We start from the raw sequence: 12,537 nt of genomic DNA, 5'->3' as shown, positions 1-12,537 counted from the left end.
TTTTTATGAATGACCCGAATCAAGCATGAACCTGATTTTTGTCAGTTTTCTCCGGAGAGCTTTTTTCAGGCAGTGCAGGTTTGTCATCAAACAGCATTCTAACGGAGGGGGTATACGTATCGTCATACTGCCCGTTTTTCATATTCCAATAGAACACCGCCAGGAAAACTACTGCGATGGTAATACTGATCGTAATTAATAAGGTGATAATTCCCATAATTCTATACTTTAATACGTGAGGCTGCAATCTTTACGGCAAGTGTGCTGAACCCAACAACACTAATGCTGCTGATCGGCATAATGATAGCGGCCACAAGTGGTGTTAAGTGTCCTGTTACTGCAAACGACAATGCTATAGCGTTGTAGAAGAATGAAATTCCAAAACCAATTTTAAGTATGATGGAAGATGACTGTGCAAACTTCAGAATTCTGCAAAGCTGCGTGATGTGCGCACCGTAGAGTATACCATCGCATGCCGGTGTAAAGATTCCGGTGTCATCGGTAACGGCAAGGCCAACATCACTTTGTCTCAGAGCACCAGCATCATTCAGGCCATCGCCAATCATCATTACTTTTTTACCCTGGCGTTGCAAGGCTGCTATATAGTCCAGTTTATCTTGTGGACTTTGATTGAAGAGCATTTGCGTGGAAGCCGGAAAAAGTTTTTTCATCTGCTCTTTATCAGTTTCATTATCGCCACTGAGCAGGGCAGTGCATTTACGGCCCAGTCGCTGCAACATACCCTTCATGTTTTTACGAACCGATGTTTTGATCACAAAATATCCCTTTACTTTATCATCGATCGCTATAAATACATGCGATGCCTCCTGATCAATTTTATAGCGGAACCCGGTAAATGCAGCCGATCCGATCTTATATACTTTGCCAGCAACGGTAGCTTGTATCCCTTGTCCCGGTAGTTCTTTAAAATCCTGAACGGCATCTTTCGAAAGATACTTCAGGTGTTTGGTGATCAGCATACTTAACGGGTGCGTAGAATAACTGGTGAGTAGTTTGATTCTTCCCGGATCTTCTTCCTGTAACTCACCTGTAAATGATATGTTGGGTTCATCGCCATGTGTTATCGTGCCGGTTTTATCAAATACAATGGCATCGATGGTGGCCATGCGTTCAATGACATCTGCATTCTTCAGGTAAAGTTGTTTTTTGCCCAATATACGCAGCATGCTGCCCAGGGTAAACGGAGCTGCGAGCGCCAGCGCACACGGACAAGCCACCATCAATACCGAGGTAAGCACGAGCCACATGGAAGATGGTTCGGTGATCTGCCAATATATAGCCGTGATAAAGGCTATACCGAGCACGATCCAGGTAAACCTGCGTGCGGCACGATCGATGATCTTTTGATATTTACTTTCTTCTATTTTTTTGAAGGCATCGTTGTTCCACAAACTGGTGAGGTGGCTCTGCGATGTTTGTTTCTCAACTGCCAGTGTTACGGGAGTGCCGATGAGGCGGCCACCGGCATATACTATATCTCCCTGCAATGCTTTTACTGGTTTTGATTCGCCTGTAACAAAGCTGTAATCGATATATGCGAAGGCATCGAGTAATTTACTGTCAGCCGGAATGATCTCCATGTTTCGAATGCGGATCTGATCACCTCTTCGTAATTTGTAAATAACAACAGGTCTCCATTCGCTTTCTTCAAGCCTGTTAACGGCTAATGGAAAATAGGCGGTGAAATCGCGATCGAACGCGAGACTTTCGTAGGTCTTATTCTGAAACCATCGGCCAATGAGTAAAAAGAAAACCAGGCCGGTAAATGAATCAAGATAACCTGCGCCCGTAGCTGTAATAATGTCGTAACTGCTGCGTACAAATAATGCGATGAGTCCTGCAGCAATCGGTACATCAATGTTTACCTGCTTTTGTTTGAAACTCTTGAAAGCAGACGTTATATAGTCGAAGCCGCTATAGAAAAATACCGGTATAGCTAATGCGAGGTTTAGCCATGAGAAAATACGCATGAGGTCTTTCTCCGAATGATCGATGCCGAGATATTCCGGAAAACTAAATAACATGATGTTGCCAAAACAAAAGCCCGCCAGCGATAATTTCATTACCAGCGATCGGTCTGTTTTAGGTTTGTCCACTATATGATCTTCCAGTGTTATCTTCGGTATATATCCAACTGATGCGAGCAATTGTGCGATGGTACTCAGCTTTACCAACTGCGGATTGAAATCTACACTGACTGTCTTTTTCGTAAAATGTACTTCCGAACGAAGGACACCGGGTTCGATCTTGTGAAGATTTTCCAGGAGCCATATACACGATACGCAATGTATAGCCGGTACGAAGAAATTTACCTTGGCAAAAGTATCAGAATCGAAATCGAGTAATTTCTTGCGAATGTCTTTCTCATTGAGGTAGGCATACGTTTCATCGCTTTTATGCTTCAGTTGTATACCGGGATTTTTATCCAGGTCGTAATACTGACACAGGTTGTTGCTGTTCAGAATTTCATATACTGTTTTACAGCCGTAGCAACAGAATGCTTTATCATCCAGCCACAACGTTTCTTCACAGGTTTGTCCGCAATGAAAACATTTTAAATCAACGCTCACGTCAGGAGCAACATCAGTATCCATCATCATGCTTCAACAAGTTCTTCTTTCATTACATACGACCATACCAGTTTTTTAGAGTGATTTACAACGGATTCGGTAAGACTTCCGGAGATCAGGCGATCGAGTCCGGTGCGACCATGCGTGCCCATGGCGATTACGTTTCCCTTTACGGAGTTGCTGAATTCCAGTATGCCTTCCTCCAGTTCAACGTGGTTATAAATATTTATAGTATAATCCTTGAGATTGTAGCGTTTTGCAAAACTGGTTAATCGCTCGAGGCTTACGGAGTCGTTTGTAAAGTTCAACGGTGTGTTAATCCAGACAATGTGCAGTTTTGCTTTAAAGAAATTCTGCAGCGCTTTTACTTTTGCTACCAGATCTTCTTCGTCTTCTATATCTAATGTGTGCGGAAATACAATGTTCTTCACCGGTCCTTTATAGTAATCTTTCAGCACGAGTACGGGTACACTGGCGTGTCGTACAATCTTCTCGGCTGTGGAGCCAATGAAGAATTCCTTGACACCACTGGCGCCATGCGATCCCATGATGATGCAGTCAATTGCATGGTCTTTTGTATAGTTCTGAATAATTTTGGAAGGTGCTCCAAACTCTACTTTCATCGCGACATCAACAGCGTCAGTCTTGTTATACTTGCTCAGGATTTTGTCGAATCCCTTTTCAGCTTTGTCTCTCAGTTCATCCAGCATTTGTTGTTCAAAAGACAGAACCGGCATAATGATCGAGTCATGAAGCACGGGTAACTCAATGACATGCAGTAAATGCACAGTGCCTTTTGATTGTGCAGCTACATCCAGCGCAAATCGGAATGCATTAACGGCAGTGCTGGAGAAATCGCAGGGAACAAGAATCTTTTTCATATCGATATAGCTTTATGGGTTAGATTTGAGACTGCTGTTTTATTGCTGTTTGTAGCGGCACGGCAGTAATCGTGTCGTTGATCCACTTCTTTTGTATATCAAAAGTATTTACAGTATTGTGCGTATCTTTTGAGATCGGTCATCGGTAAAAATGATTTTTGTCAGGTTTTATAATTTTTTATTGTCTCATTCTTAACTAAAAATTCAGTAATGGATGTACAGGTAAAATTTCTGGGAGGCACGGGCACGGTAACAGGTTCACGCTATTTATTGAGTGTAGGAAAATTCAGACTGTTGTTTGACTGTGGATTGTTTCAGGGATTGAAAGAACTTCGCCTTCGAAACTGGGATGAGTTTCCGGTTGATCCTTCTACCATTAACGCAGTAGTGATCAGTCACGCACATATCGATCACACCGGATATTTACCCAAACTTGTAAAGGAAGGGTTTAACGGAACAATATATTGTACCGAACCTACGGCTGACCTGATGGAAATTATGTTGCTCGACTCAGCCAAGCTGCAGGAAGAAGAAGCATCGTTTGCCCGTTCAAAAGGATATTCGCGCCATGAAAAGCCTGAACCGCTTTATACTACACAAGATGCGCAGTCTGTTTTTCCATTGGTGAAGAAGCTGCCGTATGGACAACGGGTGAATATTAATAATAACATCACGATTGTTTTTTCGGATGCAGGTCATTTGCTCGGGTCGGCTATTACGGAGATGTTTATTACCGGAGAAAAGCAGGAGAAGAAAATAGTTTTCTCGGGCGACCTCGGGCGTGATACTGATGCTATTCTCAATGCACCGACTGCGATTGAAGAAGCCGATGTGCTGTTCATAGAATCAACATACGGTAATAAGGATAACCCGGTGTACGATCCCGCCAAAGACCTGGAGCGCATTGTAAACGAAACGGTGTCCAATAATGGTGTGCTGCTGATTCCGGCTTTTGCCGTTGGCCGCACACAGGTGCTGCTATACTATCTGCATAAGCTGATGCAGGAAGACAAGATTCCGGATATACCGGTATATATTGATAGTCCGATGGCGATTTCGGCAACGTATCTATACTATAAATACCCGGACTACCATAAGGTTAAATTCAATCATGCAGTTTTTGCGCGTGAGATGGAAACGAACATGCTGGTGTTTGTAAAAAACTCGAAGCATTCCAAAACACTGAATGAAATTAAAAACAACGCGATCATAATTTCTTCCAGTGGTATGATGACGGGAGGGAGAATTTTGCATCACCTGTATCACCGGTTGCCTAATGAACAGGATACATTGTTGGTAGCCGGCTATCAGGCCGAAGGCACGCGCGGCAGAGACCTGGTAGACGGTAAACCGTTTATCCGAATATTTGGTGAGCAAGTGCCTGTAAAATGCAGGGTGGCTAATGTATCATCGTTGTCAGGGCATGCCGACCGACCGGAGTTGTTTGCATGGATGCAACATTTCAAAGCAAAACCTAAACTTGTATTTACCGTGCACGGTGAAGGTGCTAACCTTGCAGCCTACGCACAGGCTATACGCCAGCAGCTGGGGTGGAATGTTGTGGAACCGCAGTACCTTGAAACTGTTACGCTGTTCTCCGGAATTTGATTCTGATTATAGTGTAGTTTGCTTTTCGTATCGACCGGTAACTTCGGTAAGGCCTATGCGGTATAGTATAGGCTTTCTCTTTTTCTGTACAATGTGTGGCGGATCGGCAAATTCGCGCGCGACATTTACGGTTTCTCCAAGCATTAACGGAGCCAGTCGTTCGTGAAACAACCGGATGACTTTGTTTTGTGCCACTTCAGTTTTCAGTTCTTCAAACTTTCCCCACGCAATAACGCTGCGCCAGTTGGCGAGGTTGTCGATCGAATCTACCTGGAAACATACCTGCGGATTCTTTCGCATCATGCTGATCTTGGTTCCTTCCCACGAATGCCCGTAAATACACTTCTGACTGAATACGTACGTGATGGGTATTATCAGTACCTTGTTGTTCGCGTAGCACCCGATTCTGCCTACGGTGTTGCATTGCAAAATATATTCGCTTTGCTGTTGGGTTAACAAACCGATCATAATGCTTGGTTTTATATAAAGGTATATCTCAGAAAACCATTTTGCACTGACTTTCGTCATGGCATGTCTTGATGGTGGTCATAGGCGAAAATGCAAATCACGACTAGGTTTGTTTGAATAAATTCAGAGCATCTCTCATACTTATTGCGATGAACGATATAAAACAAATCTTCCATGTATGTGTACTGTTGTCTGTAGTCATCCTGACCGTATGCTGCCGGTCATCGCTTACTACGGCCGGTCAAGCAGGCGAGTTGTCCCTGGATTATGAACGCGAACCGATACTGTTGCCACGCGATTCTGCACACCCGGTATATGCTCGTCTTTTAAAACGACAGTCGGTGCTCACGTTCTATGAGCGCAACGGACATTTACCTGTATGGCTGGCAGGCGATGGATTTTCTGCAAAGGCTGATACGTTTGTAACGATACTGCGGACATCCCGCAGGTATGGTTTATTGCCACAGCATTACCATATGCCGGAAGTTATGGTTTTGTATAAACATAAGCAGGACACTGCCGCGCAGCTCAGGCTGGATGTATTGTTAACCGATGCATTCTTTCAGTTTGTGTCGGATGTTAGTGTAGGAAGAACCGCTGCAGTGTTGTGCGACAGCAGTGTGTTTGCTGCATTGCGGGCGTTGAACGATCAAAATGTTCGTAGTGTGATCGAAGAACATGAACCGGAACAACGGCCCTATAGCGATCTTAAAAAAGCGCTGCATACGCTGCTGGATACAGTGCCACAGTCTGAGCATATAGCGCTGATGGAAGGATCAACGTCTGATACACTTGCTGCCAATAAAACGATTCAATCTATAGCTATAAATATGGAACGCTGGCGCAAGGATACAACGAGCTTCGGTGATCCTTACGTATGGATCAATATACCTTCGTTCGAACTGAAGGTAATGGATGGTGATCGTTCTGTACTTGAGTCGCGTATTGTTGTCGGTAAACGTGATACGCCTACGCCCATTTTGAGTAGTTATATTGATTGCTTTACAATCTATCCTTTCTGGAGTGTTCCCAGAAAGATAACTGTCAATGAATTTCTCCCTGAAATAAAAAAAGATAGTTTGTTCCTGAGCCGTAACCGGTTTGACGTGCTTGATAAAAAAGGAAAGATTATAGATCCATCAACGATTAACTGGCAACAGTATAATAAGCGCAATTTTCCATATATACTCCGTCAACGCGAAGGCACTGATAATTCGCTGGGTATTATTAAATTCTCATTCGATAATCCGTATGCTGTGTACCTGCACGATACCAATGCCAAAAAGCTTTTTAGTAACGTGGTGCGTGCTTACAGTCACGGCTGCATTCGAATGGAGAAATCAGTAGAACTGGCGCGGTATCTTTTTGAGCGTTCAGGGGAAGAGCATTCGAATACCATTGATCGCTATATATACCTGGAAAAGAAACGAACCTTTAATGTAGTGCCGGCTGTTCCTATACACATACGATATTATACCTGCGAAGTGGTTGCAGGTGAATTGAAACTGTATCCGGATTTATATGGACTGGATCGAACGTTACTCAGAGAACTTTACAGGCCTGCAGAATTATTCCACAGTCTTTAGGATCCATACATCATTTTCATGAGCAAAGGTATAGGTTTCTGCCGGCCGTAAAGCCGTGATGTCCGTCTGCTGATATTTAGTGCCCTTATTTGAAAATGGAAACGTAAGCGTGGTGTATACCATGCGCATGGGGTTTTCATAGGTAACGCTTACTTTATGCTCACCTTCTTCGTTGGTTGCTTTTCCGATCTGGTAAGTTACCGGTTGCGTATTGTAGAAGAGGTATCGTTCCCTGCGATGGCTCCGATCAAGCGCAGAGTCAAGTTTGTATATGTGTGGTGATGTAAAGCTATAGAGATTAAAAGGTGAGATGTTGGATATATCCGTGGCAAGGGCAGCTTCTACATTACGCTTGGCGCGGATCACGGAGTAACCAGTTTGCAATATATACTCATTGCGATAATGGGAGCGGGTGTTGACGTATGCCGAGTAAATATCTTTGATCTTTTGTGCCGGCGCTACTTTACCATTCTCCGTTTCGATCATGGCATTCAGATCGTGATCTGCTTTTTGCTGCAGTAATTCTATCCGCTTGCGAATGGTTTGTTCGACCAGGTCGGATGGAGGTGTAAACTTGATAAAGGTTGTAGAAAAATATACTATAGACAGCACAAGTACAGTTAGTGCTGATATGATGAAAGACCTTTTTCTAATGGTATCAGCTATAAATTTCCTGGGTGTGATTTTTTCGCTCTTGAGTTGCTCTTGTATCTCCTCGAATAGTTTGTTCGCAACGAAATCAATTCCACGCTCAGATCTGAGGGAAACAATATTGGCCATCGGTGCGAATTTAGTAGCTAGTTCCTCTGGGGTAATGTTATAAAGTACAGGCAATAAAGTCCTTTCGCCATCTACTTCACGTTTCATAAAAAAGAAGAACTCATTCAATGTCCAATACTTCGAAATGTAGGTTGGACTTAGTATTGTTACTCCGAAACGGCATTGATTCAGGTTGACATGAATTGAAGTTGCCAGAGGATTACCGACTTTAAGATTTCTTCCAGAATACCATACACGCAGTCCCTTCTCAACAAGTTTTTTGTCGAGCTCATTAGCAATGGCCTCTTTGTCTTCCATCGCATGCGATATGAAGACGTCATAGGTATAGTTCTTGGCTTTCATGGTTCCGGTTCATATAGTGCTATGCGATTCGGAAATATACCGTAAGGCTTTGTAAAGTATTACCGTATGATCTTTAAAAGTCCCATCAGGTCATCACGATATTCCTTGCTCATTTGTATTTCTATTTCCCCCATCTTAATACTGTTTCCATCGAGCGAGGTAATCCGGCTTACGTTCACGATGTACGAGCGATGCACCTTAACAAAATCTTCATGGTTCAGTTGCTCGTAAACGTTGTTCATACTGGTAGACAATGTAAACGTGCGGGTGTCGGTAATTACTTTGCAATACGACCGATCAGCTTCCAGGTATAGAATCTCCTCCAGGTTGAGCTTGGTATATACCTGGCTTTCTGTTCTTACAAATGCAGGTCGCGCTAAACGGTTGCCGGCAGCGGGTATATGTTTGGCATTGCTAAAGGCGAGATCAATAGCCCGTATCAGATCTGCTTCGTTAAATGGCTTTGTTAAATAATTAGCAGGTTGTGTTTTCTTGGCGCGATCCAGTGTTTTGTTGTCAGTATAATCGCTGAGGTAGATAATCGGAATTGCCAGTTGTTTTGAAATGATCTGCGCGGCTGATATACCATCCAGCGCTCCTGCTAATTCAATGTCCATCAGGATAAGATCCGGATTTTTGCTTTTTGCTTTTTCGATCGCTTCTTCTCCGCTGGAACATGTAGCAACAACTTCGAGTGAATGCTTCTCCAAACGCTGCGCGATATCTTCCGCGATCAGGAGCTTGTCTTCAACAATAAGTACTTTAATCTTTTCCATAGGTCAGGTAACTGGTATTTGTAACGTGAAAGTAGTTCCGGTATAAGATTGTACGCTGATCTTGCCTTTAAGCTCGCGTGTTAGTGTTTTTACCATGCGCAGTCCAAATGATTGCGGTGTCTCATGCTGTGCTGCCTCCGGTATACCGGGGCCATTGTCAGTGACCTGAAGGATCAGTTCACTCGACTGGGGAGCCGATATACTTATTTGCAAGGCTGGTGCAGGATGTTCGTTATAGGCATACTTCATGGCGTTGCTTACAATTTCATTCAATATTAGCCCGGTGGGAATCGCTTTGTCAACATCCAGGTATATATCAGTACTGTTCAGGGTAAACTCCAGCTTATGTGACAATCCGTATGTGTGCATCAGGTACGTCACCAGTTCCTGTATATACTCCTTCATGTTAATGGTACGGTTGTCCTGATCACTATATAGTTTTTTGTGAATGAGTGCCATGGTGTTAACACGACTTTCACTGCTCTTGATTACTTGTATCGCATTCTCATCTGTAAGGTGTCGTGATTGAAGACTTAATACACTTGAAAGTACCTGGAGGTTATTTTTTACCCGGTGATGCAGTTCCTTTAACAAGTTCTCTACCCGGTTTTTATTACGCTGGCTCTGCCGATAGCCATAGTATAACAATGCTGCTATAACAGTTATAAGGGTAACTATAATGATGAGACTTTGTATCCAGGTTTGCTTGGTTTTTATTTCAGCATGTTGCAGTGCTTTGTCTTGTTCGAGAATACTGATCTGCTGTTCCTTCTTCTCCGTTTCATATTGTATTTGCATCGAGGTGAGGCTTTCCACCTTTTCATGATCCAGGAGACTGTCTTTTACGATCATCAGTTCATTGGCAAAATGCAGTGCCTTTTTATAATCAGACCGGTTGCTGTAGAGTTGTACTTTTAGCTCGAGGTTTTTTCGCAGTTCGTCCAGCGAACCCGCCACGCGTATGTGATCTTCCGCTTCGAGTATAAAATTTTCTGCAGCGGGTAAATCATTCGATAGCAGTTTTACTTTGCCCAGGTTATTTAACGCGATGGCTTCGTTAAGGCGTTCTCCAAATTCTTTCTTTATAGCCAGCGACTCCCGGAAATACGACTCCGCTTCTTTTACTTTATTTTGAGACAGGTATGTTTCACCGATCAGGTTCAAGGTGGTGCCAACAGCATTTCGGTCGCCTGCATTCTTTTTAATATCAACAGAACGGAATAGATTTTTCAAGGCACTGTCATACTGATGCAGGCTGATATATACTTCACCTATGTTGTTGTAAGATTGCCCGATGCCCTTCGTGTAATCAATTTGCTTTCGTATTGCCAGGGCTTTGCTATAGTATAGCAGTGCATTGGTGTAGTCTTCTAATTTGGCGTATACTGCGCCAATGGTGTTATAGCAAGATGCCAGCGTGCGGTCAGGCTTTTGATGTTCTAATATAGTCAACGCACGAAAGGCGTGTTCCAGAGACTTCTCGTACAAGCCGAGATTTTTGTAAAGAAGCGAAAGGTTCGTCTCAATAATTACAATATGCGTAGTGTCACGGGCTTCTTCATAAAGTGCGAGTGCTTTGTTGTAATAGAATAACGTGCTGTCTGAGAAACCCTTGTTGTTATAGGCAACGCCCATGCACTCGAAGGTTGATGCGGTGAGATCAGGCTTTTTAGTGGAGTACCGGATGGATCTATAGTAGCAGGACAGGGCGCTGTCATATTCATGTGCTGTTAAGAAATCATAACCGATATGTGAAAGGTGCGAAGCTGCTTTGTCGGGATCGTTCTCGCGAATGGCTGTAGCTAATAGTGTTTTGAGGCTGTCTGTTTTTGATTGGGCAGTGCAGCACAACGGGATACATAGAGCAAGCGCGAGCAGGTATGCAAGCTTCATAGGTATAACTACAGGTATTGCTCACAAGATAAACAAAAAAACGGTGAAGTATAGCTTCACCGTTTTTAAATAACACACGCTTACGGCTTGGTAGGAGGAGGGGGAATTGCGATCGGATCGTCCTCGGAGTTAGTCGGTGTTACCGATTCTTCTGTGCAGCTTACAGCCGTGAGGCCCGCTATAAATAAAAAGATGTATGCTAGTTTTTTCATTGTTATAAATTTTTGGTTAGGGTCGTCCGTGACGTGCTGCTTGAGAAAGGGCATGGAAATCCCGGGTCAGGTCAAGTGAATGACCTGATATTGATTTACTGCCGTCTCCGCGGCAGCCTGCCGCAGACATTTACTTTTTGAAATGTGGGGGAGTGTGGGGCTTATAGCTGGTAACTTTCCCCACGGAAGCAACACAGCTGTAAGCGCCTTACTATAGTTTGATCGATCGCGCTAGCGTGATGTAAAGGTGTAGATATAGGATGGTTAAGATATTGTCGATAGGACTGCGTATTCTTCCTGTTTTTTTACTCTTTTTTCTAAATTGTTTTCTATTTCTTTTAACTTGTTAGTATATGAGTAAAGTAAAGGTTGATCATTTGCATAAACTGTTGTATGCATTGCATAAGAAGACAGGGCTGGAGCTTTCGACAAAAAATTTGCAGACTATTTCAGAGAAGATAGAAGGTATAGGGAGTGATTACCTGTATTGGAAAATTCAATACCCAATAAAGGACAAGAAGAAAAATGATACAATTGGATTGCGAATCACTCAGTTGGATAATATTGCTCGATATTTAGGATTTGAAAATTTTCAAAATTTTATAGCGCATATAGAGCTGGATAAAGATCCGCAGATCATGAGTCTTATCGGTAATTATTATAGTTATGTTCGCAGAAATTCAGAAAAAGAAAAATATATACTCCGGTCGCCCGTAAAAATCGAGCAGCGTAAAGACGGTAAGATCGAATTTCAGTTAAAAGGACCTGCCTATACATTCAGAGGCGAGATATATAGTAAGAAGGGGTGTATTTTCATTTTAATGAAAGCAGATGAAGGAAAGGTATTTCATCACATCTATAAAATAGGAGACCGGCAAACTCCCTCGGTGATGCAGGGAGTTTTTTCAGGTGTGTCCACTGCGTTTGATCCCATTGGCGGAAGAACGGTGTTGGTGCGTACCGAAGAGCCCTATACATCGCTGAAGAATGCAAGCCTTTCGGTTCATGAACTTCGTAAATCAAAAATGGCGGTGGAAAAACGCCTCGCTGTATATTTTAAAGAATATTCCAATAATAATATAGCGCCCAACCGATCTTCCACTTTTGGAATAAGTGACTTGTAGCGGAAGTTGTCTCATGTTGCAACGTATCTTTTGCCCTGGTTACCACGGTGAGGGTATACGTATTATTGTTTCAAAATCTCAAGTTGATTTATTATGCTGTTATAGCGGTGAGCAATTCTCTCTACACTGCTATATTTTCTTTAGCGAGACCAAAACTTATTTACCTGCACTACCTGCGTAAGATTCATTCTTCTTTTTGAAAAATGTGCCGTAAGTGGTATATTATTTTTGTATTATAAATGTACAGGATATAGAAGTATCAACATTGGTTTATAA

At 42.9% G+C, this 12,537-nt stretch carries 11 protein-coding genes; 3 read left to right on the top strand and 8 right to left on the bottom strand.

The features are described from left to right. Positions 1-19 precede the first annotated feature (19 nt). The 3 genes from ccoS to ACFQ21_RS09145 are packed head-to-tail and all read right to left on the bottom strand — an operon-like array spanning position 20 to position 3,472. Complete coding sequence (gene ccoS, locus ACFQ21_RS09155) at positions 20-217, bottom strand: cbb3-type cytochrome oxidase assembly protein CcoS (protein ID WP_377577979.1); 198 nt, start codon at positions 215-217, stop codon at positions 20-22. A 4-nt stretch (positions 218-221) separates the two neighbouring features. Beyond that, positions 222-2,621 (bottom strand): heavy metal translocating P-type ATPase, encoded by a 2,400-nt coding sequence (locus ACFQ21_RS09150; protein ID WP_377577975.1) that lies wholly within the window; start codon positions 2,619-2,621, stop codon positions 222-224. Beyond that, positions 2,618-3,472 (bottom strand): universal stress protein, encoded by an 855-nt coding sequence (locus tag ACFQ21_RS09145; RefSeq protein ID WP_377577972.1) that lies wholly within the window; start codon positions 3,470-3,472, stop codon positions 2,618-2,620. Before ACFQ21_RS09145 ends, ACFQ21_RS09150 begins: the two co-directional genes overlap by 4 nt. Positions 3,473-3,682: 210 nt before the next feature. On the opposite strand from ACFQ21_RS09145, the gene ACFQ21_RS09140 reads away from it, so the two are divergent. After that, entirely contained in the window at positions 3,683-5,080 is a 1,398-nt protein-coding gene (locus ACFQ21_RS09140; RefSeq protein ID WP_377577969.1) for an MBL fold metallo-hydrolase RNA specificity domain-containing protein, read from the top strand. 6 nt (positions 5,081-5,086) lie between these two features. On the opposite strand, the gene ACFQ21_RS09135 is transcribed toward ACFQ21_RS09140, so the two are convergent. Then, a complete protein-coding gene (locus ACFQ21_RS09135; RefSeq protein WP_377577966.1) occupies positions 5,087-5,548 on the bottom strand; it encodes a pyridoxamine 5'-phosphate oxidase family protein in 462 nt (153 codons plus the stop codon). Between the two features lie 149 nt (positions 5,549-5,697). On the opposite strand from ACFQ21_RS09135, the gene ACFQ21_RS09130 reads away from it, so the two are divergent. Beyond that, positions 5,698-7,134, top strand: a complete 1,437-nt coding sequence (locus tag ACFQ21_RS09130; RefSeq protein ID WP_377577964.1) for a L,D-transpeptidase family protein — start codon at positions 5,698-5,700, stop codon at positions 7,132-7,134. Here ACFQ21_RS09130 and ACFQ21_RS09125 read toward each other — a convergent pair. From ACFQ21_RS09125 to ACFQ21_RS09110, 4 genes are all read right to left on the bottom strand, one after another. Continuing rightward, entirely contained in the window at positions 7,117-8,256 is a 1,140-nt protein-coding gene (locus tag ACFQ21_RS09125) for a toll/interleukin-1 receptor domain-containing protein (RefSeq protein ID WP_377577961.1), read from the bottom strand. The genes ACFQ21_RS09130 and ACFQ21_RS09125 overlap by 18 nt on opposite strands. 59 nt (positions 8,257-8,315) lie before the next feature. Then, entirely contained in the window at positions 8,316-9,032 is a 717-nt protein-coding gene (locus ACFQ21_RS09120) for a LytR/AlgR family response regulator transcription factor (RefSeq protein ID WP_377577958.1), read from the bottom strand. Positions 9,033-9,035: 3 nt separating this feature from the next. Then, complete coding sequence (locus ACFQ21_RS09115) at positions 9,036-10,925, bottom strand: tetratricopeptide repeat-containing sensor histidine kinase (protein WP_377577956.1); 1,890 nt, start codon at positions 10,923-10,925, stop codon at positions 9,036-9,038. Positions 10,926-11,005: 80 nt separating this feature from the next. Next, positions 11,006-11,137 (bottom strand): hypothetical protein, encoded by a 132-nt coding sequence (locus tag ACFQ21_RS09110; RefSeq protein WP_377577953.1) that lies wholly within the window; start codon positions 11,135-11,137, stop codon positions 11,006-11,008. A gap of 353 nt (positions 11,138-11,490) precedes the next feature. Here ACFQ21_RS09110 and ACFQ21_RS09105 point away from each other — a divergent pair, with 353 nt between their 5' ends. Continuing rightward, positions 11,491-12,261: a hypothetical protein gene (locus ACFQ21_RS09105; RefSeq protein WP_377577950.1), complete on the top strand. Its 771-nt coding sequence runs from the start codon at positions 11,491-11,493 to the stop codon at positions 12,259-12,261. Positions 12,262-12,537: the final 276 nt, after the last annotated feature.

The sequence above is a fragment of the Ohtaekwangia kribbensis genome (assembly GCF_042676245.1).
Taxonomy (GTDB): domain Bacteria; phylum Bacteroidota; class Bacteroidia; order Cytophagales; family Cyclobacteriaceae; genus Ohtaekwangia; species Ohtaekwangia kribbensis.
This window is presented reverse-complemented; position numbering and strand designations above follow the sequence as displayed.